General features: G+C 41.2%; 22 protein-coding genes. 4 read left to right on the top strand and 18 right to left on the bottom strand.

The genetic code is table 11. From position 1 onward, the window contains the following. Window positions 1-36: 36 nt before the first annotated feature. From ACFOSV_RS10410 to ACFOSV_RS10355, 12 genes are all read right to left on the bottom strand, one after another. Window positions 37-762, bottom strand: a complete 726-nt coding sequence (locus ACFOSV_RS10410) for a hypothetical protein (protein ID WP_377905950.1) — start codon at window positions 760-762, stop codon at window positions 37-39. Beyond that, window positions 759-2,102 carry a glycosyltransferase 87 family protein gene (locus ACFOSV_RS10405; RefSeq protein ID WP_377905949.1) on the bottom strand — a complete coding sequence of 448 codons (1,344 nt, stop codon included), beginning with the start codon at window positions 2,100-2,102 and terminating at the stop codon, window positions 759-761. The genes ACFOSV_RS10410 and ACFOSV_RS10405 overlap by 4 nt, the downstream gene beginning before the upstream one ends. Further along, on the bottom strand, window positions 2,099-2,974 hold the full coding sequence (locus ACFOSV_RS10400) for a hypothetical protein (protein ID WP_377905948.1): 876 nt from the start codon (window positions 2,972-2,974) through the stop codon (window positions 2,099-2,101). The genes ACFOSV_RS10405 and ACFOSV_RS10400 overlap by 4 nt, the downstream gene beginning before the upstream one ends. Before the next feature lie 12 nt (window positions 2,975-2,986). Continuing rightward, on the bottom strand, window positions 2,987-3,682 hold the full coding sequence (locus tag ACFOSV_RS10395; protein ID WP_377905947.1) for a glycosyltransferase family 2 protein: 696 nt from the start codon (window positions 3,680-3,682) through the stop codon (window positions 2,987-2,989). 3 nt (window positions 3,683-3,685) lie between these two features. Next, complete coding sequence (locus tag ACFOSV_RS10390; protein WP_377905946.1) at window positions 3,686-5,152, bottom strand: cellulose synthase family protein; 1,467 nt, start codon at window positions 5,150-5,152, stop codon at window positions 3,686-3,688. Further along, a complete protein-coding gene (locus ACFOSV_RS10385) occupies window positions 5,153-6,697 on the bottom strand; it encodes a 4Fe-4S binding protein (protein WP_377905945.1) in 1,545 nt (514 codons plus the stop codon). Further along, window positions 6,694-8,049, bottom strand: coding sequence for an NAD(P)/FAD-dependent oxidoreductase (locus ACFOSV_RS10380; RefSeq protein ID WP_377905944.1), 1,356 nt, complete (start codon window positions 8,047-8,049; stop codon window positions 6,694-6,696). The genes ACFOSV_RS10385 and ACFOSV_RS10380 overlap by 4 nt, the downstream gene beginning before the upstream one ends. A 46-nt stretch (window positions 8,050-8,095) precedes the next feature. After that, window positions 8,096-8,860 carry a DUF547 domain-containing protein gene (locus ACFOSV_RS10375; protein ID WP_377905943.1) on the bottom strand — a complete coding sequence of 255 codons (765 nt, stop codon included), beginning with the start codon at window positions 8,858-8,860 and terminating at the stop codon, window positions 8,096-8,098. Between the two features lie 81 nt (window positions 8,861-8,941). Continuing rightward, complete coding sequence (locus ACFOSV_RS10370; protein WP_377905942.1) at window positions 8,942-9,460, bottom strand: rhodanese-like domain-containing protein; 519 nt, start codon at window positions 9,458-9,460, stop codon at window positions 8,942-8,944. Window positions 9,461-9,512: 52 nt separating this feature from the next. After that, window positions 9,513-10,226 carry a Crp/Fnr family transcriptional regulator gene (locus tag ACFOSV_RS10365; protein WP_377905941.1) on the bottom strand — a complete coding sequence of 238 codons (714 nt, stop codon included), beginning with the start codon at window positions 10,224-10,226 and terminating at the stop codon, window positions 9,513-9,515. Between the two features lie 71 nt (window positions 10,227-10,297). After that, window positions 10,298-10,768: a type I restriction enzyme HsdR N-terminal domain-containing protein gene (locus ACFOSV_RS10360; RefSeq protein ID WP_377905940.1), complete on the bottom strand. Its 471-nt coding sequence runs from the start codon at window positions 10,766-10,768 to the stop codon at window positions 10,298-10,300. Between the two features lie 42 nt (window positions 10,769-10,810). Then, the gene (locus ACFOSV_RS10355; protein WP_377905939.1) at window positions 10,811-11,389 is read right to left on the bottom strand and encodes a ComEA family DNA-binding protein; all 579 of its coding nucleotides are present in this window, start codon (window positions 11,387-11,389) and stop codon (window positions 10,811-10,813) included. Window positions 11,390-11,661: 272 nt separating this feature from the next. On the opposite strand from ACFOSV_RS10355, the gene hemA reads away from it, so the two are divergent. Then, the gene (gene hemA, locus ACFOSV_RS10350; RefSeq protein WP_377905938.1) at window positions 11,662-12,930 is read left to right on the top strand and encodes a glutamyl-tRNA reductase; all 1,269 of its coding nucleotides are present in this window, start codon (window positions 11,662-11,664) and stop codon (window positions 12,928-12,930) included. An 88-nt stretch (window positions 12,931-13,018) separates the two neighbouring features. Next, window positions 13,019-14,572, top strand: coding sequence for a WG repeat-containing protein (locus ACFOSV_RS10345; protein ID WP_377905937.1), 1,554 nt, complete (start codon window positions 13,019-13,021; stop codon window positions 14,570-14,572). Between the two features lie 13 nt (window positions 14,573-14,585). Here the strand turns inward: ACFOSV_RS10345 and floA are convergent, their stop codons facing one another. The 3 genes from floA to proS all read right to left on the bottom strand — a co-directional run bounded on the left by floA (window position 14,586) and on the right by proS (window position 17,619). After that, complete coding sequence (gene floA / locus ACFOSV_RS10340) at window positions 14,586-15,584, bottom strand: flotillin-like protein FloA (RefSeq protein ID WP_377905936.1); 999 nt, start codon at window positions 15,582-15,584, stop codon at window positions 14,586-14,588. Between the two features lie 2 nt (window positions 15,585-15,586). Further along, window positions 15,587-16,045, bottom strand: coding sequence for an NfeD family protein (locus ACFOSV_RS10335; RefSeq protein WP_377905935.1), 459 nt, complete (start codon window positions 16,043-16,045; stop codon window positions 15,587-15,589). A 92-nt stretch (window positions 16,046-16,137) separates the two neighbouring features. After that, a complete protein-coding gene (gene proS / locus ACFOSV_RS10330; RefSeq protein WP_377905934.1) occupies window positions 16,138-17,619 on the bottom strand; it encodes a proline--tRNA ligase in 1,482 nt (493 codons plus the stop codon). A gap of 121 nt (window positions 17,620-17,740) precedes the next feature. On the opposite strand from proS, the gene ACFOSV_RS10325 reads away from it, so the two are divergent. Together ACFOSV_RS10325 and ACFOSV_RS10320 are read left to right on the top strand one after the other, a co-directional pair. Then, window positions 17,741-19,141 (top strand): hypothetical protein, encoded by a 1,401-nt coding sequence (locus tag ACFOSV_RS10325; protein WP_377905933.1) that lies wholly within the window; start codon window positions 17,741-17,743, stop codon window positions 19,139-19,141. Window positions 19,142-19,216: 75 nt separating this feature from the next. Beyond that, window positions 19,217-20,731, top strand: coding sequence for an OmpP1/FadL family transporter (locus ACFOSV_RS10320; RefSeq protein ID WP_377905932.1), 1,515 nt, complete (start codon window positions 19,217-19,219; stop codon window positions 20,729-20,731). Here the strand turns inward: ACFOSV_RS10320 and ACFOSV_RS10315 are convergent. From ACFOSV_RS10315 to ACFOSV_RS10305, 3 genes are read right to left on the bottom strand one after another with little or no spacing between them, the layout of a single operon-like run. Continuing rightward, window positions 20,721-21,239, bottom strand: coding sequence for a shikimate kinase (locus ACFOSV_RS10315; RefSeq protein WP_377905931.1), 519 nt, complete (start codon window positions 21,237-21,239; stop codon window positions 20,721-20,723). The two genes, ACFOSV_RS10320 and ACFOSV_RS10315, sit on opposite strands and share 11 nt — an antisense overlap. Beyond that, a complete protein-coding gene (locus ACFOSV_RS10310) occupies window positions 21,236-22,336 on the bottom strand; it encodes a BT_3928 family protein (RefSeq protein ID WP_377905930.1) in 1,101 nt (366 codons plus the stop codon). The genes ACFOSV_RS10315 and ACFOSV_RS10310 overlap by 4 nt, the downstream gene beginning before the upstream one ends. After that, window positions 22,329-22,874, bottom strand: coding sequence for a DUF1599 domain-containing protein (locus tag ACFOSV_RS10305; RefSeq protein ID WP_377905929.1), 546 nt, complete (start codon window positions 22,872-22,874; stop codon window positions 22,329-22,331). The genes ACFOSV_RS10310 and ACFOSV_RS10305 overlap by 8 nt, the downstream gene beginning before the upstream one ends. Window positions 22,875-22,887: the final 13 nt, after the last annotated feature.

The raw sequence follows: 22,887 nt of genomic DNA, 5'->3' as shown, positions 1-22,887 counted from the left end.
TAGTATCTATTGTAAGTACTGATTCCTTGTCTGAAATTAATAACTCAAGGAGTAATCTGAATAGCGGTATCTGGCACGAAGATACAATTTACGGCTGTTTTGGTCTACCCGAAAACTCTCCCGAATGCCATGGAAAACGAACCCATCCACGTACTCCGGGGCCCCGTTGACAATCATACTACGATGATCATCCAGTTGCACTTCGTTTCCCACCATCAAAAAGGTTTCTGGATCAAAATAATACCACCACACGTCATCATCCGGACCGTAATTGACTTGGATTGAAAGCACTTCTTGGGTTTCGTTAAATGGCACTTTGCCTAAAAAAGAAAAAGTTGCTCCGGGATCTGTCAAAAGTTTCCAAGGTTGCGCCACCACATAGAATGCCGCGTCCATATCATTCTTTTTCTGGGCTAAAAATCCTTCATTTTTGATCTCATTGTCTCCGATTCGATAAAACATGTTACGGCCATCAAAACTCGAGACATGAGTAAGACTATCTTTTTCCCAGGTAATTCTGCCTTCAAAGCTCGGCTTTAGTCTGAATTCCTGATGCTGGTCTGACTCGCTTTCAATATTGGCATTTTCATCCAACAGCTGAGCCCATTTTTGAAATTCGAGTTTACTCACACTCTCCCACTTCTCTTGGCCTCCATGAGCCTCAATTGATTTTTTGAGGATTTCAATCGCCTCTTGTTCAGGACTTTTGGCGCAGCCAAAAATCAAAAGAGCAAGAATCAAAGTGTAAACCGGGCATTTCATAGACTCAGATTTTGGGTAAGGTTTTCATCCTTTCTAGGGCGAAAGTATTCGGAAACTATCAGTATAAAAAGCGGTAAATATTCCAAAGTCAAGATCCAAGGGTTTTCGGTAAATTCTGGATTTGAATACGCCATGTAAGACCAAATGATTAGCCAGCTCCATGCCAGAAAAATCTTAGACTGAGTAAAAAGACTTAGCCCGAGAGCCGGAATGATATACCAGGGATGTACCACAGGTTGCAAAACCAAATAAATAAGATACACTAACATCCAGGTATGAATCAATTCTTTAAAACCTTTCCCACTTCGACTCCAGCTAAGCCATAGAATCAACACCATCGTCAATCCGCTCAAAATTTTGGTGAGTGTAGCTATCGTATTATATCCTTGAATCCAAAACCCGACCTCTCGAAGAAGGTAGTAAACGGATGCATTAAACTCGAACTTACCTTGATACAGTCTTACACTTTGGAGGAAATTCCATAGAGAATCTCCGTACATCAGCGGTGCAAAACAGATAAAAAGCATTCCAAAGAGGCCTAGAACAAACGGAATAAGCTGTTTCTTTTTCACGAAAAAAAACAGAGCTGGAAGCAAAATCAGCGGAAGAAGTTTGAGGCCCACTGACAAACCCACCATCAATCCAGAAAGAAGTATTTTCTTTTTTTGCAAAAACAAAAGAGTAGCTATCAAGGTGAGCAAAACCAGTCCTTCAAAATGCAAATTGACTGTCAATTCAAAAATCACCAGAGGATTCAGCCAATACCAACCCAGCCTACTTGGCACAATATTCACTTTCTTAATCAGGCTTAGAAAAATAAAGTAAAGGCCTATTTCTCCAATCAAAATCATCATCCTCAAGCAAACAATACCTTGCCAAGGATCCATTTTTGCTCCCAAACTTCCCAACCAAAAGATGAGCTGATTGGAAGGTGGATAGACTGAATAATAATCCTTTGAATTCATCAATTCAAAAAGATTGTCAAGGAATGGATTAGTCAGGTCTTGATTCTTTTCTAACCATTCTCTTGGAATCTCGGAATAGGGATTTTGTTCTATTCGAACCAACTCTCCATCCCAGAGGAATCGAGCATAGTCATCAGAGAGTTTTGGGAAAGTGAGGAGCATACCCAACCGAATGAGCAGACCAAGAAAAAATATCCACTGCCATGATTTCCCATAAAGTTTGATAAAAAAACCAGCACCAACAAAGAGCAATGAAAAAACACCGAACAGCGTCCAGAATTCTTCCCTAGACACAAAATAACCAAGGTAAAGCGACCCCAAAAGCAACAAAAGCCCTAAAATTAAAGCTAGAACAATGTTGCTTGTCTTGTTCATAGGGATAAGGACTTAGCTAGTTCCTCATCAGATTTAGAGTTCAGATTCCAGTAGTCCAGCATTTGTTTTTTCTTTCGAATAGCCTTAGTCACGAGCGTATCTCCAGCTGAGCTTACCTCAGATTCTTCCCAACTTAAAATTTCATGAGGAAAAGATTTTTGATAGCGAATACTCAGTTTTCTAGAGAGATCCTGATATTCCACTTGTACTTCTTCCACTGATGCATTGACGCTAGTTTTAGAAATTGAGGCATTTTCTACTTGAAGTTTGACATGAGAAAATCGCTGATAAACCAATCCTGGAATCAATCTTGAAATTCCTTCCTCAATCAGATCCGGATTCAGTCGAATTAGATTCCACAATTCATCTTCGCTTTGAGCATTGATCTTCAAATCTTGATCTCCCTCGGATTCGAAATAAGAAAACTGCTGCACGTTGTAATTGCTATTACGCCAATTCATCTGTGTAAAGGACTGGCCACACCACTCGGTAACACTAGCCACGACTTTGGGAGAATTTAACTCCTCGTAAACCGGCGTAAATACAGAAAGCATGGTGTTATAAGGGTACACTCCCGTTTGAAACTCACGAGTTTTGTTCAGCTTCAGAACCTTTCGAGCATCCGAAGGGCTACGTTGGGGATTATCCAATTTGACCTGCTTCTTGGTAGAAAAATCCTCTGTCACAAAAATCATAACGGCCTCTCCCTTGCGAATTTCTCCGTATCGCACCTGATCCAAGGCATAGACATTGATCTCTGCCTTATTTTGATACCAATAACTTGCAAATTGAGATTCGTCAACAGCCGTCCTTTGCTTCTCCCCACATGCGAAAAGCACGGACAGAAGTAGCATTCCAAATACATTTCTCATAGTTTCTGCGTATTACCAATATTTAAAAATGGTGAAAATTATTTTATACCCTGCCCCAAAAACGCCTTTCACAGTCCCACTGACTTTGGACACCCCGATTCGTTGCTTGTAATCGACTGGGACCTCCACAGACTTTAACCCATTTTTATGCGCTTTGATTTGCATCTCTATGGTCCAGCCATAGTTCTGATCTTCCATACCCAAATCCAGTAGACTCTTCCAACGAATCGCTCGAAAAGGACCCAAATCAGAATATTTTGCACCGTACATCACTCGCATCATGCGAGTAGCAAGCCAATTCCCGAAAATTTGAGGTGGTGTCATTGAGCCTTTTTCTTTCTGACCTAAGGCCCTTGAGCCAATAACCATGTCAGCACCCTGCGTGAGAATTGGGTTCACCAAATCGGTCAATTGCTGCGGATAATCACTATAATCTCCATCTAAAAACACAACAATATCTGGCTGCACTTCCTGCTCTTTGATCCAACCCATGGCAGTTAAGCATGCTTTTCCATATCCTTTTTGTGGTTCAAAAACCACCACAGCACCTGCCTTTTCGGCGACCTGACTTGTCTGATCGGTGGAATTGTTATTAGCAACCACCACATACCGAACGATGTCAGGGATATCTCGAATCACTAAGGGGATAGACTGCTCTTCATTGAAAGCAGGAATAATAACATCTATAATAGGTTGATTGACCTTCATGATTTATTTGCCCAGACCGTAAGCCTGAAATGAGGAAACAAAAACAAGTCCGTAGCCCACAGCCAGCATAAGGTGAAAAGGAAGCATGGCAAAGGTGCCTGCCCAAATATTCAACCCAACCATGCCCATGAAAATGAGCATAAATAAGCCTTCGAACCAAGTGGTAACTGGGATTTTATGAGGTAAGTATCGATTCATTTTCAAGTCAATTTTACCTGATTCCAAGTTGAATTTTGGTGTACGAACAAAAGGTGATTTCTTTCCTGTTAGTCCTTCCCATACCGCCTGAGCATTGTGCAAAGCTAGCCCCATAGATACGGATAGGAAAAGCGGTAATTGCCAGAGGGCTCCCAAAAAGCTTTGAGCAAAACTCTTCTTTCCGTAAAAAAAGGAGACCAAATAAACCCCAGCAATCAGGACAAAACCAATCATAAATATTCCGGCCCATTTGAAAAGGGTCTCTGGAATCAATCCCTGTACACCAGCCCACCAAACCCCAATACTCGATAAGCTGACCAGTAAAATGGCTATGAATATGCTACTATTGAAGAGGTGCGCAAATGCGTGTACCTTGGTGTGAAATGGAAAATTGCCAGTGAGTACACTTTTAATATGCTTGGATGCACACTCCGCACCTCCTTTGGTCCAGCGGAATTGCTGTGACTTGACAGCCGACATGATAGGTGGGAGTTCGGCTGGAGATTCAATTTCTGGCCTGTAAACGAATTTCCATCCCTTTTTCTGAGCTCGATAGCTCAAATCTAAATCTTCTGTCAATGTATCCGAATGCCAATTTCCGGCATCAAGGATGCATTCCTTTCGCCAGATTCCGGCTGTCCCATTGAAATTGATAAAGGCATTTTGATGATTCCTTCCCATCTGTTCCACCAAAAAATGTGCGTCCAAGGCAAAAGCTTGTAGTCTGGTCAAAAGGGAATATTCCCGGTTCAAATGCGTCCAACGAGTTTGCACTAAGCCAACATTTGTGTCTGAAAAATGCGGGACCGTTTTTAATAGAAAATCAGGGTCTGGAACAAAATCTGAATCGAAAATCGCAATGAATTCGCCAGTAGCTTGCTCTAGTCCTTCTTTCAGAGCACCTGCCTTGAAGCCATTTCTGTCCTCCCGATGGATATATTGAAAATTGACCTCAGGATAAAATTTAATCCGTTCTTGGATTAATTCCATGGTTTGATCCGTACTATCATCTAACACTTGGATTTGAAGCAATTCCTTAGGATAGTTGATTTTTGCGGCAGCATCTAATAATCTGTCTGTAACATAAAGTTCATTAAAAATAGGAAGCTGAATAGTCACTTTGGGTAGCTGACCTTCTACAGGCAATGCGGCAGAGTGCTCCTTTCGCGCTTTCAAAAAATGAAAAAGCAATTGTCCTTGGACAAGACTGTAAAAGAAAATAAAGAGCATGCCAAGGACATACACTCCGATCAAGAAATACAGGAAAAACATTTAGGCATTCAACTTTATCGAATCGTTTCCAATAATGATAGGCATATCATTGATTCGATTCTCTTCATTTTCATTTTCTAACTTCAATACCCCTCTTGGGCAAACCGCTGAACAAACCCCACAACCCACACAGGACGAACGGACGATATTTTGGCCGCGCTGAGCATACCAGCGTACGTCAATTCCCATTTCACAGTAAGTCGAGCAATTTCCACAAGAAATACACTGACCACCATTGGTAGTGATGCGGAATCTGGACTTAAACCGCTGAACCAATCCCAGATAGGCGGCGAGTGGACAACCAAATCTACACCAAACTCGGTTCCCCATGAAGGGATAAAAGCCTGTGCCAACAATCCCAGCAAATGCAGCCCCGATGGCAAATCCATAAAAAGAATGCAATTGGTTGGTGACATTGCCCAGCAGCGCAAAGGAAGAGAAATAATTGATGAGAGTCAAAGCCGTCATCACAACAGCCAATACTAAGACGCCGTGAATAATGTATCGCTCATACTTCCAAGCTTTTACGGATTTATCCGAAAGCTGACGATAGGGATCGCCGACGGTCTCTGCTAAGCCTCCACAGCCACATACCCAAGAGCAATACCATCTTTTGCCAAAGAAATAAGTGAACAATGGGACTCCTATGATAATGAGGAGAATTCCCCACATAAGCATAAATAGGCCTATCCCACCCGAGCTAGTCAAAGTATCAATATTGTAGCTGTAGAAGAAGTCATAATCAAGAGGCCAGATATTCTTAAAATCAAAATAGGGTTGATTCATCAAGACTAAAATCTCCGGAATCAAAAAGGCAAAAGCCGTTTGGAAAAAAATTACTGACGCAGTCCTAAGTTGCTGGTACTTATTGCCTCTATATTTTCGAAACATTCGCACCCCCATTACCCCAATCGCTAGTGTATAAATAGTGCCATAGAGGAACCATTGACTAGCCGGATTCCCACTGAGAATCTCACTTAAGGGACTCACCATCAGCACAGGATTCGCTAAATAAGCTGGAAACCAATACAATAAGACATAAAACAAAATCAAAAACGTACCTGTGATCATCCCTAACCAGCCTCTCGCTTTCATGGCTGAATGATAAATACCATTATTCTTGATCCCCGCAGGTTCGCCCTGGTATTTTGGAAGATTATAAAAAAGACCACCGATCACAGCCATTCCTATGCAAAGAGCAAAGAAAAGCCATGGATTTGATTTAACGGGACCTTTAACTGAGGCCAGCGCCAAATGAAAACTGTAATCGTCCCAGATCACTTGATCCCAAAGGGATTGACTTTTCAATTCATCATTATAGCTCCCGAAATAGGAATGGAAATCTGACAAAAAGGAGAAACTACTTCCATATTCCACACCATACATCGGCGCTAAAATCTCCGACATTTTCTCTTGATGAATCTCTTTTGTTTGAGCAATGACCTGCTTCTCAGTCAGGGTGTATGTTCCCAGAAAAGGCATGAGTATGAAAGTCCCCAAACCGATAAGAAACATTACTAAGCCTAATTTTTGTATTATTTTCATACTCTAGCTCCGAATAATTTTTGAATAAATGAGGACTTAGAAACCTTGAAATCTCCGCCAAAATCTTCGAGATACTTTTTCTGAATAAGCTGATAGTATGGAGCAAAAAACTCCGGATCGAAATTCGCTTTATCCAGTTTCTGAATTACTTTCTTACCTGACCAGCCCTCCTTTATTGCTCGGTCGAAGAATTCATGTCGGAGTCTAAATCCAAAATTGTTGACTCCTAAAATTTGCCCGTCTGAATTCATCAACATTCGGAATGAAACTTTGCCATTTGGGTGTTCCCAGTAAAAGGACTGAACACCCAATCCTTCAAATTGCGGTGGCACTGTTCCATAGGTTTGGTATTCGATATCGAGAAATTTAGCAGAATTAAACCAAATCCCTGGCTGATATTTGGTTCGTTTGCCGGAAAGGGTTTGGGCCAAGGTTTCGCCATGCATTCGTCCGGTGTACCAAACCTGCTCAATGGGTCTTCGATCTGCTGCTGGTGCTTCATCAAACTCTGCACAATCACCGATTGCGTAGACATCGGGTTGGTTGGTTTCAAAATATCGGTTTACCCTGATACCTCGAACAGTTCCCAATTCTGTATTTTTCAAGAAATCAATATTTGGAGATACTCCAGCAGTGAGCCCCACGAATTCACATGAGATTTCTTCTCCATTTTTGAGTTTCACAGCTTTCACTTTGCCGGCCGAGTCACCGATTATTTGCTCGAGTTCTGTCTCCAAGCGGAGATCAATATGATGCTCTTGAATATGTCTATCCACTAATTCTGACTCCTCCTTCGGTAACACATTATTCCAAAAACCAGATTCACGAACCAAAAAGGTGACGGGGATTTTTTTGTAAGCCAACATTTCGGCCATTTCTATCCCAATTAATCCACCTCCTACAATCACCGCACGCTTCACGTTCGAGGCAGTGTTTGCTTCCATGTTTTCTAAGTCTTGTTTGGAATATAATCCTTGAACGCCCTTTAAATCTTGACCTGGCCATCCAAACTTATTGGGCTTGCTGCCCACTGCAAAAACCAACTGATCATAGGAAATACTATCCCCATTTTCACAATGTAAAGTCTTGTTTGAATAATCCACATTTTTGATCCAAGCCTGCTTGAGATCGATTCGGTTTTTCTCCCAAAACCAATTCTCATAAGGCTGAGTATGCTCAAATTTCATATGCCCCATATAGATATACATCAGGGCCGTTCTCGAGAAAAAATATTTAGACTCCCCGGAGATGAGGGTGATTTTGACATGCTCATCTGCTTTTCGCAGATGTCTTGCGCAGGTTACACCGGCGATACCATTGCCGATGATAGCCACGTGTCGCTGGGTGGACATGATAAGCTCGGGATAAGTTAGAATTGGAAGTTACAAAATCCGAAGACTATTCATTCAGATTCCAGTCATAATCTAGATGAGAAACCTTCGCATTCGGACTGATTTTGACTGTACTATATTGATTCAAAAAATCAATTAGACTTCCGTTCTTGGTAAAATCCCCCTTGAACCAAGAAAAAATCGAAGAGATCTCAATTCGATCTTTTGTGATTTTATTCCTACTTGTATCATTTATAAAAGTTTTAGCCACTCGTTGCAATTGGCTTTCAATTATATCAGCCTTAAAAGCCTCATTCAGTAATGGAGGGCATGACACGGAAGCGCAATTGATGGCAAAATGGATTCTCGGTTCTTCAAATTCCTTTCGCAGAATACTATGCTCAATCTCATCCAAGCTCGACTCCTGACCACCTATTTTGAAGAATTTATAATGCCAAACATCTTTGATCAAAGGGATTTTCAAGGAGGGACCTAGATCACGAATACTCTTTACAGGGTAGTTGTCCACGATAAGCTTTACCGTAAAAGCATTGTAGGCATTAATCCAATAGGCTAGCTGCTCATCTTTTGACCAAGTGCTTCTATCTGGAGCGTTGTTACTGATTAGGTTCAGGTATTCTTCTAATTTAGCTTTTTCTGAAATAAAGCCTTTGTAATTAACATCCCCGTTTGGAGCCACATACTTTTTTAGCAAAGCGTCCCAAATCTGATGATCAGGGGCAGAAGTGCCCACCATACCTGGTGCTGACCCATGGCATGCAAGTGAAAATAGGGTGATAAAGAGAAAAACGAAGAATTGTGAAATTTTCATGAGTTATGGGTTAAATATAAACCACTAATCGTAGGGGGATCGCCAAAGTTCGGCTACAGTGTCGTCAAATTGACCAAAGTATCAATCATACACCTTTTCACCCCGGTTGAGCCAGATGCCCCAAGTCTTTGAATAAGTATGAACTTGATCAGTTTGCAAAGCATCTCGATAAACTGGATTCCCCTCATTCACCCAATGAATAATTCCTCCGTAAAGGTTAGATACGTTTGAAAAACCGAGTTCAGAAAGCTTTTTTCCGATTTCTTGGGACCTTGCTCCTACCGTACAGTAAACCAAAACTGGTTTAGACTTGTCCAGTTTTTGAAGCTCATCTAGCTCAAAAGTGTCGAAGCCAATCCAAATCGCATCTTTGAGATGACTCACTTCATATTCATTTTTCTCTCGAGTATCGAGGACCTGATACGAGGACAGGTTCTGGATATTTTCAGGATGAATCACTGGGAAATCATCGTCATAGAGGGTACCCAAAAGCGTTTTGTAGGCCAGGCTTTGCGCACTGATTTCTCCCAGATTTGGATAAAGAGAAGTGGAAAAGAAAAGTAAAACTGAAAATAATAGGAGCTTTAATCGAACTTTCATACAAATGCAAAGCGGTTAGCATCTTAACTCGTAAAATCTCTCTGAGGTTCAGTTAAGCATAAAAATCAGAGAGCCTCGCCAGTCCTTTGGGGTCTTTGATAATAATTCGCTTTCCTTCCAGTTGGATCAGCTTATCCTTTTTAAACTCTGAAAGCAAGCGGATGACGGACTCTGTGGCCGTGCCCACTAGACCCGCTATTTCTTCTCTACTTAGAATGAGGTCAATTTTACGATTGCTATCCCCCTCCACTCCGAAGGATTGAGAGAGCTGCAAGAGTACAAAAGCCAATCGCTCCCGAATGCTTTTCTGGGTGGAGTCAGTTAGCTTTTCCTCCATCACACCGATCTCATGGCTCAATGCCTTGGTGATCCGCTTAAAAAATGGGGTGTTAGAAAAAAGTGTGCTGAGAAAGGACTCCCTTGGTATAAAGCAGATTGTTGCCTCTTCGATAATCATGGCCGAATTGCCATAGTTCTCTTCTCCGAGTAATGCCGTGTATCCTAGGAAATCTCCACCTTTAGCAAGGTGAATGATTTGCTCCTTGCCATTTGAAGCAGTTTTGTAAACCTTGACAACTCCAGATTTGATACAGAAAATTCCTAGAGGCTTTGTGCCCTCATAATATAAAATCTGACCCTTTTTGTGGGAAATGGAATTCTTTTGTTCTGAAATGGTGCAAATATGTTGCTCGCTAAGCTCTGAAAACAAGGAATGTTTTCGACTTGCGCAAAGTTCACAAGGGGTGCTAGTCGTATTCGTAGGCATGGGAATTTTACTCTTAACTAATTTTGCATAATATAAAAAAAGACTGATAAAAATCAGTTAAACAAAATCAATTATTCAGGAGTTACTGGAAAATTTTTTAATTGTTCGAAGCTTTTTTTCTGAAAATCCCATCTCAGACTAACATGTTTGATTCCATTAGAAAGAATCAAGAACTCGGACTTTAACTCCTGATGGTAGACTGCGGCTTGCACCATGGTTTTTTGGGATATAGGTATTTCTGGGGCTTTACATTCGATCAGGAGGTAAGGTTTACCATGTCGATCTAAAACCAAGATATCTGTTCTTTTCTGAAGTTTATTGTACACCAGGCCTTTCTCTAGGGAAATAAGCCCTTTGGGAAAATTCAAATCCTTGATCAAAAAACTCACCCAATGCTGCCTCACCCATTCCTCAGGAGTAAGGAGTAGGTTTTTCTTTCGAATTTCGTCCCAGATGCAAACCCCTTCTTTTTGCTCAGATAGCTTTGGGTTAATCTCTGGCAAATTCAATCTAGGCAGCTGAATCTTGGACTCATTTTTCATCTCACAAATATGGAAGAAAAGTGGCGTTTTATGATCGATCGGCTAATTACTTTCTGTGCTAAAATCCAGATAGGGGGCGATTTTTGAAATCCAATCCGGCGTAAAAATCCTGATTTTTTGCAGGTCTTCTTGATTCGCGTAAGGTCCATGTTGTTCGCGATAAGCAACTATGACCTTGGCTTGTCCATAATTTATGTAGGGATGTGTGGCTATTTCAGGGATGTCAGAGAGATTGATTTTAAGTTTATTAGTGATAGCTGATTGGAATTCAAAGTATTCCCAAACCAGATCTCCTACTTCCTCTTTCACACCGTAGACTTCATTTAGCTGACTTTTGGAATGAAACCCACCGAGATTGTCTCGGTACTTAATTATTCGGCCGGCCAAAGTTGGTCCAATTCCGGGGACAATTTGAAGAACTATGGAGTCTGCCTGAGCAAATGGGATCATCTGAATACCAGTCGACGTAGGAGCAGTTTTTTTACTCACGGTGTCTTGGCGATTGAAGGTTGGACCTGATTCTTCCCATTTCCAGCCTGCTGTCAAAAGAGAATCGATCATTGTCTGCTGCTCGTCTACCACCCAGGAACCTTGATTTAGCTTTTGAACAAGCTTTGGCACTGCATAAAAAATCAAGAGAACCGGAACCACAAGCAGAAATCCTCTCGATTCTTTCCTCGAAAATCCGAAATTTGACTTTAACCAAAAAATATAACGCTGAAGCATAACTATAAAAATAAAAGAATTTTTTGAAGAACCATTTGGTTTGTGAAAGAGTTATCCAGTCAAGTAGGGAAATTTTATTTAGATAGATTCCAAATTAAAGACTTGAATTGGCAAAATGAACGAGAAAGGCCCTTTCTCTATTAACTTTGAAGGTCAAGTAAGCTAGTATGCAGAATAAGTTTCGAGCCCTAAGTTTATCCCATAAAACAGCACCAGTTCAGATCAGAGAAATCATTGCTCTTGATGAGCAGGCGATTCACAGTATCCTCTTGAAATTGAAGGACTTCTTCAGTTTGGGAGATGCCTTGATTCTATCAACCTGTAATCGTACTGAGGTATATTATAGTCATGAGCTAGACCTGAGCACAGAGATCATCAAATTGGTTGGTTTAGAAAAGGGACTTCCTGATATTGTCAGCTATCTGAATTATTTTGAGATTTTCGAATCGGACCGTGATGCAATCAATCATTTGTTCCGAGTTTCCATGGGTCTTGAAGCTCAAGTAATCGGTGACATCCAGATTTCAAACCAAGTGAAGCGAGCCTATCAGGCTTCGGCAGATCTGGATATGGCGGGACCTTTCTTGCATAGGTTGATGCATACGGTATTCTTTACCAATAAGCGAATCGTTCAAGAAACTAGCTTTCGAGATGGAGCTGCATCACTTTCTTACGCAGCCATTGAACTAATTGAGAGCATTACTGCCAATACTTTCCAGCCTAGAATTCTCCTGATAGGAGTTGGAGAAATAGGTGAGGATGTGGCCAAAAACATGATCTATCTCCCTGACGCCAAAATCAAGGTGACCAATAGAACAAGATCAAAGGCGGAAGCACTCGCGGCAGAATTAAACTTCGAAGTAGTAGATTTTGAAAATTGTCATGAAGCTATGGCAGAAGCTGATGTGGTGGTCTCCTCCATTATGAGAAAGGATCCTTTCATCACCAAAGAAATAATCAAGAGTTTTGATATTCGCAGCTATAAGCTTTTTGTAGATCTTTCTGTTCCTAGAAGTGTGGAAACCTCCGTAGAAGACGTTCCAGGTGTGATTTTATACAATGTGGATAATATTCGAAGCAAAACAAGTGAAGCACTTGAAAAACGTCTCGCTGCTATTCCACGTGTAGAGGAAATCATCGAGGAAACTATTGAAGAATTCTACAGTTGGAAGAAAGAAATGATGGTCTCTCCGACCATTAACAAGTTGAAGGAGTCTCTTGAGCAAATTCGACAAGAAGAGCTGAGCAGATTCTTGAAGAAAGCCGACAAGAAGGAGTTTGAAATGGTGGACCGCATCACCAAAAGTATGATGCAGAAAATTTTGAAAGTGCCCGTAGTGCAATTGAAAGCAGCATGCCAAAAAGATCAGGCAGAAGAAATGATCGAAATCATTTCAGATATTTTTGATCTGAATAGAGAGAAAACCTCAAATTAAATCAAGAAAAAAAATAGAGTAGAATGACCAAAAGGAAGCTTTTGGTCATTTTCAGTTTGAAGAAATAAATGCTTCTATGAAAAAAAACATGACGAAAACCCTGCTCACTTTTTCTTTGATTATCACTTCTTTGCTCTCTCAGGCACAGTCTTGGGAAGTCTACAATTCAAAACTCGAATTGCAATCAAGAGTTATTTACGATCACATTGAACTTCTGAGTGAGACGGTTAGAATTGGACATATGGACAGTAGTCTTTTTCTACTTTCCGGCGACTTAAAACCTTCAGTCAAAATAGAAGCAGATGAAGTCTATCAATATCTTGCACCTTGGATCATTGTAAAAGGCCAAGATGGCTTAGGCGCATACCATGAATATGGACAGAAGAATCTCGACAACCTATATGATGAGATTCAGACTTATTTCAACTTTCTACTAGCGCGAAAAGGAAAGGAGTACTTTTTATTTGAGAGAGGATCCGGTAAGACAACATCACTCGGCGAGCTGGAAGAGGCTAAAATCACCCATACGGGAATGGTGATTACCAAAAGAAACGGTGCCTATTATTTACCACTATCCAAGTTCCCAACCAAACCGTATGAAATGCTTAGCGAGAATGAAAGCGACTTTCTTCTGGCCAAAGAAACAACTGGTCTGGGGCTCATCAATCGCGAGGGAGATTACATTTTGAGGCCTGTTTTGGATAGGTTGGAGCACAACAAAGGCAATTTCTTTTATGGTTTTGATGAGAGCCAATATCTTCTGATAGAAGGCACAGAAAAGAATGGCGACATCCGGTATAATAGCTTTCATGAGATCACCCGTGAAGGAGATTTGATGCTAGAATACATTCATGGGAAATTGCGACGAGTAATGGATGAGGATGGTATTCTTTTGGATACTGTGGGACTTGACAAAGTAATACCTGTGGGTGATGAATCCTACAATGTCTATTTACGTGACCAAAAGGTTGGATTATTAGGACAAAAAGGCTGGCTGATTCGCCCAATTGCTGAAGTTGATAAAATATTCCCAGGATCCGAAAATCTTTTTCCAGCTCAAAAAGAAGGAAAAATGGGGGGCTTGAATAGTACCGGTCACTGGCAGATTCAACCCGAGTTTGATGAAATTCAGTTGCTCTCTGAAGGACGGGCTTCTTATGCCAATGCCGGGAATTTTGGAATTCTAGACTACTCAGGAGATGTCATCACTGCTCCGAATTGGAGTTCCATAAAACCCTTCAAAAATGGTGTTGCCATCGCTGAAAAGAATGGAACGAAAGTATTGATTGATCGATCCGGTCAAGAGCTCACCACCAAGCCATTTGATAATATGATGAGGCTGGAAAATGACTTGTTCATAGTAGAAGTGAATGGGAGTACAGGAATGATCGATCGCGACGGAAATGAAATCCTGAACGTTGAATTTGATGCGATTCAAAGTATCTCCCAAAATATGATTCTACTTACCAAAGAGAATCAGGTGGGTATGTCCAATGACAAAGGCGAAATTGTTTTGCCAATCGCTTATGACGAAATTATCCTTGACGTTGAAAACAATCAGATTTTACTCAAAAGCGAATTTGTTCCTGTCGTGATTGCAACCCCAGAAAATTCCAAAAAGAAGAAAAATAAAGGGGCTTAGGCCCCTTTATTTTTTATTTTCCTTTCGATCCGGAACCCGATTTCGAATCGGAATCGGCGATGGAGTCTCTCATCGAAGTATCCGATTTGATATTTTCCATTTTGTAATAATCCATAACTCCAAGATTACCAGATCGAAATGCTTCTGCAAGTGCTTTAGGTACTTCTGCTTCAGCTTCAATCACTTTCGCACGCATCTCTACATTTTTCGCTTTCATCTCCTGCTCAAGGGCCACAGCCATAGCTCGACGCTCCTCCGCTTTGGCTTCAGCCACTTTCAGATCGGCAGATGCCTGATCGATTTGAAGTTTTGCACCAATATTGGTCCCCACATCAATATCCGCAATGTCAATGGATAAGATTTCAAATGCTGTTCCCGCATCCAAGCCCCTCTCCAATACGAGTTTTGAAATTTTATCTGGGTTTTCAAGAACGCTTTTGTGATTGGCAGCCGAACCAATGGAGGTCACAATTCCTTCACCGACTCTAGCTAAAATAGTCTCCTCACCTGCTCCACCTACTAACTGAGCAATATTTGCACGCACAGTCACTCGTGCCTTAGCGATCAATTGTATCCCATCCGCTGCTACAGCAGCCACATTTGGCGTGTTGATCACTTTAGGGTTTACCGAGATCTGCACAGCCTCAAAGACATCCCTGCCGGCAAGATCAATGGCTGTAGCCTGTTTAAAGCTGAGCGAAATATTGGCTTTATCAGCTGAAATAAGCGCTCGAATGACATTGGGGACATTTCCTCCTGCAAGGAAGTGTGTTTCCAAGTCATTAGTTGTCAATTCTAGTCCTGCTTTGGTTGCTGTAATCATAGAATTAACGATGACGCTTGGCGGCACCTTTCGAATCCTCATTCCAACCAATTCCAAAAGGCCAACACGGACGTTTGAAAACTGTGCTGTAATCCAGAGATTAACTGGAACGAAGTACAGAAAAATAAAGAAAAGAACGACCCCGGCAAACGCCGCAATCAGTACAAATGTTGAATTTGAAAGATCCATAGCTATTTAACTAAAATTATATTGTTGTCAATTTTAATGATTTCCACTTTTGATCCGACAGTGATAAAGCCACCCTCAGATTTAACCTCATAAATATTATCCCCAAAAGATGCCTTTCCGACTGGCTTCAGGTCCGAAATAGCTTTTCCTTCCATACCCAAATACAGCCCGCCAGTTCTTCCATCAAAGGTTCCTCCCTTAAGGGTATTCTTCAGGGCAAATTTATTCCAAACACCAGAAGTAAAGCCATAGACTATGCCTGCGAAATTCAGAAGAAATGCCACTCCCGTAATAAACCAGGCTGTCCCTGACTCAAAATTAGCAAAAGCAAAAGCCACTCCAGCTAAACTAATCACAAGGCCAAAAATTCCGACAAATGTGGTTCCAGGGACGAATATCACCTCAGCGAGGATTAGGATAAGTCCAATGATCAAAAGTGTAGAAAGGACAAGAATTGTCAAATGAGTAGAAATTTTGTTTCTCTAAAATAGGCGATTCCAAATGAGAAATAATGGATCAAACCAAAAAAAACCCGGATCAACCGGGTTAATTATTAATAAGACTTTGCAAACAACACACGTTTACTCGAAGGTTTGCCAGAATAGACACATTTCCCCTCCTCCTCTTCATGATGAATTGGTATACATCGAATGGTAGCCTTTGTCAATTCTTTGATTTTATCTTCGGTTTCTGGGGTTCCATCCCAATGGGCCGAAATGAATCCTCCCTTGTTTTCTAAAACATCTTTAAACTCTTCCCAAGAATTTACTTCAGTGGTTTTTTCATTTCTAAATGAGAGCGCAGAATTGTAAATATCATTCTGGATAATCTCGAGGAGACTAGATATTTTCTCAGCTATAGGCTGCGTTGAAAGGTCAAATTGTTCTTTAGTTAGCGTATCTCGTCTTGCGATTTCAATAGTATTATTGGCCAAATCTCTAGGTCCTATAGCAATTCTTACTGGTACTCCTTTGAGTTCATATTCGGCAAATTTCCATCCTGGTTTATGCGTATCTCTATTATCAAATTTTACAGAAACACCTACCTTCCTAAGCTCAGCCATTATTTCATTCGCTTTCTCAGAAACCAGTGCCAACTCTTCATCCCCTTTGTAAATCGGAACTATTACGACTTGGAAAGGAGCCAATTTAGGAGGTAAAACCAACCCATTATCATCTGAGTGAGCCATGATTAATGCACCCATGAGTCTTGTACTTACACCCCAAGAGGTACCCCAAACGTAATCTAGACCACCTTCTTTAGTGGCAAACTTGACATCAAAAGCTTTTGCGAAATTTTGTCCAAGAAAATGAGACGTCCCAGCTTGAAGTGCTTTCCCATCTTGCATCATTGCCTCAATACAGTAAGTTTCTACCGCACCAGCAAATCGCTCACTCTCAGTTTTGATCCCCTTCACTACGGGAAGAGCCATAAATTCTTCAGCAAACTGGGCATAAATATTCATCATTTGGACAGTCTCTTCTACTGCTTCCTCAGCTGTGGCATGGGCAGTGTGACCTTCTTGCCAGAGAAACTCCGCAGTTCGTAGAAATAAGCGAGTGCGCATTTCCCATCTTACCACATTGGCCCACTGATTAATCAAAAGTGGCAGGTCTCGATATGACTGAACCCAATTTTTATAGGTACTCCAGATGACGGTTTCGGATGTTGGGCGAACTATCAATTCTTCCTCCAACTTCGCATCAGGATCTACAATGACACTTTTACCATCATCTGAGTTTTTAAGACGATAATGAGTGACTACAGCGCACTCTTTTGCAAAGCCCTCCACATGGCTGGCCTCCTTGCTGAGATAAGATTTCGGTATAAAAAGTGGGAAATAAGCATTCGTATGACCGGTCTCTTTAAACATTCGATCAAGTTCAGCTTGCATTTTTTCCCAAATCGAAAACCCATAAGGTTTGATCACCATACAGCCTCTAACAGCTGAATTTTCGGCAAGGTCTGCTCTTTTTACTAACTCGTTGTACCAAAGGGAATAATCTTCGCTACGTTTTGGAAGTCCTTTACTCATTATTATTTGTGGAAACAGGAATTGATGTTATTTTTGCTTAAATATGCTGGGCAAATATAAGTCAAAAAAATAACCCTAGCCCCTTGAACTCGTATAAGTAAAGAGTCAACCAAAGTTACCAATGAAGAAAATTCATATCCTTTCCAGTTCCCTAGTAGCAGCATCTGTGATACTAGCCTCGTGCAGTTCAAGTCAGATGGCAACCACTGGTGCTGACAATGTATATTTTATGGCTTCAGATCTTAAACTGGCCACAGAATATGCTGTACAAAACAATAATCCAGATTCATTCGAATCATTGGCTAGTATCCCTGCTGAGTCTTTCGAGCAAGAAAATTTTAGCTCAAAAAATGTAAACCCAGATTTTATCGCAAAATATCAAGCTGATGTCCCCTCTGAAGGAGACGATATGGTTTATTTTGATGAAGGCACTGGAATTCAGGAAGAAGGTAATCCTAATATTGACGTTTATAATAACTATTATTCTGCACCGCTAGGCAACACTGGATTTAATCCAAGCTTTTCCATGAACATCGGCTTCATGGGAGGGTTTAGCCCATGGGGAATGGGTGGTTTTTATGATCCTTTCTGGGGTCCTTCTTGGGGTTTCAGACCAGGTTTGAGTGTGGGTATTGGATTTGGCTTCGGATGGGGTTCACCCTTCTGGGGACCAAACATCGGCCTCGGCTGGGGAATGCCTGGATTTGGATGGGGAATGCCAATTTACGGTTGGGGAATGCCCATGTACGGTTGGGGAGCACCTGGCTTTGGATGGGGTTATCCTGGATATGGTTATGGTCCTCCTATTTATGTTCTTCCTGGCGGAGAACTGGGTGGCAGACAAGTTGTTCGTGGCCCAAGACCTACTCGAGGAGCTTCACTTGCTGGTAATTCTAGCTCTGCGGCCCTTCCAAATACGGCAAGAGCAGAAGCGAGAAGAAATGCTGCAGCTGCTGGGACTAATTCAAACAGAAGTGTCGTGAATTCAAGCTCAGCTAGGACTGCAGCTAGAGATTTTAGCTCTTCTCAGAATGATTACTACAATTCTTCAAGATCTAGACTGTCAAGTTCAACCGGTCGAAATGTGAATTCGGCCGCTTCGAGCCGTACCAATGCGACTAGACGAAGTACTGCGGTGCCATCTACTAGATCAGCTACGTCTCCTAGATCTGCTTATTCAAGAGGAGATTCGAGATCAGCTTATTCACCGAATACGGGAAGTATGTCACGAGGATCAAGCCCATCTTACAGTAGAAGATCCGCTTCTACTCCGACCTATGGTAGATCCTCAAACTCATACAGTAGATCGTATTCAGGTACCAACTCACGTAGTAATACGGGAACAACAAGATATAGCACACCAAGTAGAACATCGACAAGATCGACTTATAGTCCTCCTCCAAGTTCAGGCAGATCTAGTGGAAGTATGTCCACTGGTGGAAGTAGATCCAGCGGAGGAAGTTCAGGTGTATCACGTAGCAGCTCTGGAGGAGGATCCAGAGGCGGAGGAAGGGGAAATTAATTCCCCTTTTTTTTTGCTCAAATAAACCTTTCCGTAATTATTTTCCGTTTTATAAATAAATCAAAAATTCATCCAATGAGAATTTTCCTTCTTTCTCTAGTATTCAGCTTTTTTATATTACAAAGTTCTTTTGGACAGAGCGGATACTTTGAAGATGCATTGCGGTTCAGCCAAAACAATCCATCAGGCTCAGCCCGGATAATGGCCATAGGAGGCACACAGTGGTCACTGGGAGGTGATGTCTCTAATATATCAGGAAATCCCGCAGGACTTGGTTTTTTCAGATCATCTGAAGCTAGCGCCACATTGGGATATACCAACACCTCTGTGAACACCACGTTTTTGGGTCAACAGAGATCATATTCCACACCAAACTTCTATGTTCCAAACTTGAGTTTTGTGATGGCCAATCCTAAAAACGATATTTTAAATTCAAGTGGGTTTAAGGGTGGTTCTTTTGGTATTAGTTTCCAAAGAATTGCAAACTTTAATACTGAATATGGATACTTTAGTGATGAAATAGGTGAGACTTCTATCCTTGACTTTTACATTCAAGATGCATTTGGTGTACGCGAAAGTCAGATTGAATCCTTTGGTTTAACTGGCCTTGCCTATTTGACTTACCAAATTAATCCGATTACAACTGACGAAAACGGAAACCCAATTCCCAACCCAGATACGTACGATTCATTTGTACTTGGCTTTCCATTTCAGGACGAATCTATCGTACAAGAAGGGAGCGCTAGTCAAATGACTTTTGCTTATGGTGCCAATTTTAATCATAAGTTGTTTGTAGGCGCTTCCTTGGGAATTCGGACTCTGTCTTTTAGCTCAAGAAAAATTTATTCTGAAGAATTTTTTGATGAACCACTTCTCAACTCTTCGGTTGCGGAAAACTTGTTCATCAATGGTACGGGAGTAAATTTAAATTTTGGAGTAATCTATAAACCAATAGACTACTGGAATATCGGCTTCAATTTCCAAAGCCCCACTTGGTATCAGCTGAATGAAGAATATGGAGCGAGCACCGTCGCTAATTACAACAATTATCTATTTGAACCCGAGGATATTGTCTTAGGAACTGAAGAGGCTGCGACTGATTTATTTCTCAACCGATATAATCTCAACACCCCTTTAAGAATTGGTGGTGGTACCACTTTCTTCCTTGGAAAAAATGGCTTTATCAGTGCCGATGTAGATTGGGTAGACTATAGCAATGCTAATTTAAACTCGAATGATTTTAACACCTCTCCTGACAATGATGTGATCAATAATCTCTACGGAAGCACTATCAACTTCCGTGTGGGGGCAGAGTTTGTTATAGATAAGTTTAGGCTTCGTGGTGGATATGCTCAATTTGGGGATCCTTTCCTTGACTCTGATATTGATCGAAGCACTCAGCAAATCTCGGGTGGAGTGGGCGTAAGAATTAAAAACATATCTATTGATTTTGCCCTAATCAATCAACAAAATGATGGCCTCTATCGAAGCTACCAAGTGCTGGATGAGAATAATAATAATATTGGACCATCCACATTTCTGGAAAACAGTATTACTTCAGGATACCTAACTTTCGGAATTAGTTTTTAAGCTCCCGCGCCAATTCATAAATCAATAGCTCAGCGGAAAAGTCTTCTCCGCTGAGCTTTATTTTTGCCTGATTATAAAAAGCCTCACGCTCCTTGATCAGATCTTGAAGTTTTAGCAAAACATCTTCTTTCCCCAAACCGGCGAACATGGGCCTGGTGGATTGCCTTGAGCTACTAAGTCTACTGGCAATGGATTTTAATGGAAGATCCAAATAAACCGAAGTCCCTAAGGAATTGATGAGGCTCATATTTTCGTGAAAGCAGGGTGCTCCACCCCCGGAAGCTAAGACAAATGAATCGTCTCTATTCATAACCTCTCGCAGAATTTCGGATTCAATACTCCTAAAACCCACCTCACCTTTCAGAGTGAAAATTTCTTGAATTGAAAGATGCTGGCGCGCTTCGATCAACTGATCGAGATCATAAAAATCAACTTGCAATGCACTAGCCAACTGTCTTCCAAAAGTACTCTTTCCAGAGCCAGGAAGTCCAACAAGTACTACTTTCATTTCACAAATAAATCAAGAACTGAAGAAGCATCTGGAGCATTATTAAAGTGAAATTTACCAATCACTACTCCTTCTTTAATGGCCATAAGCCCAGGATTAGAACGGATCATAGTTTTTACCACAGTGGCATCAGCTTGTACCCCCGTTGCATTCCAATTTCTTTCGGTGATCAAAGCACCGATCTCTTCCTCCGTAGCAGCAGCCATAACCACTAGCTCAATCGGTGCATTACTTAAATTGCTGAAAAGCTCATCGAATTTGACGAGCGAAGCCTCGTTCATTTTCAAATAATTGCTGACTAGAAATACGAGCTTATTTCCCACAAAAAGCTGCGGTGAGAAATCTCCGTCGGAATTCCAAGCTGCAAAGTCCGAGATTTTTGGAAGTGCTTCAGGGTTTTTTAGCTTCATTTCTACAAACTCTAAGCTCTCGTCACTGGGGTATTGATCAAACACTAGGGTCTCCTCTCCTTTCTTCATCACATAATCATATTGAAGCGGTGCGGAAGGAAGCATGTTTTGTTCGATATCCACACCAACTTTATACGCTCTAAAATCAATAAAAGGGAGATTGCGAATGGCAATAATAGAAAGTGAAAGGGCTATGATACCGATTAGCATAACAGATACATTGGCCCATTTGGGAGAACTTTTCGGCAGGTCCATTTGGAAAAGAAAAAGTATCCCAATCAACACTACCAAAATGAGATCTTTGTAGAAGGACTCCCATGGGGTTAATTTGATGGCGTCACCAAAGCAGCCGCAGTCTGTCACTTTATTAAAATAGGCCGAAAAGAAGGTCAAAAAAGTAAAGAAAACGATCATTCCCGCAAGGGACCATACTGTAAACCGACTTTTCACTCCCAAGATTAACATCACTCCAAGTACCACTTCGATGACCACAAGAAAGACAGCGATATACAGTGCAAACGGTTTGAGGTAAAAGAAAAAACCCGCAATATCATTGGAGAACACATCGAAATATTCTTCAAGTTTAATGGAAGTACCCACAGGGTCGTTCACTTTGATCAAACCTGAAAAAATAAAAAGACCTCCTACTAAGATTCGAAGTGTCCAAAGAAATCCTTCCTTAACCATGATACCCTAATTTGATTAGACAAAAAACTGCGTAATTGATCATATCCTGATAATTAGCCTCTATCCCTTCAGAGACCAAAGTTGTTCCTTGATTATCTTCAATCTGTTTTACTCGGAGTAGTTTCATCAATATGATATCGGTCATTGAACTGACTCGCATGTCCCTCCAAGCTTCCCCATAATCGTGATTCTTGTTTTCCAAAAGTCCCTTGGTATCACGTGCCCACTGATCGTATAGCGGTTCAAGCTTTTCGAATGAAATAGACAAGTCCTCTTCGTCAGCAAGACTGATCTGAATCAAGGCGATGAGGCAATAATTCACGATGGCTACGAATTCGTCAATAATGGGATCATCAACCTTCTGACTACCTTTCTCTTGTATGGATCGAATCCGCTGGGCTTTAATGAAAATTTGATCTGTGATCGACGAAAGTCTCAAAACTCGCCATGCCGTACCATAATCTATGGTTTTCTTTCGAAAGAGCTCTTTACAACGGCTGATTACTTCTGTATATTCGTTGCTCGTTTGGGTCTCCAATTTTTATTAAATT

Source organism: Algoriphagus namhaensis (assembly GCF_042649705.1).
GTDB classification, from domain to species: Bacteria; Bacteroidota; Bacteroidia; order Cytophagales; family Cyclobacteriaceae; genus Algoriphagus; species Algoriphagus namhaensis.
Note: the sequence above shows the minus strand (reverse complement) of the source record. Positions and strands in the feature narration are given on the sequence as shown.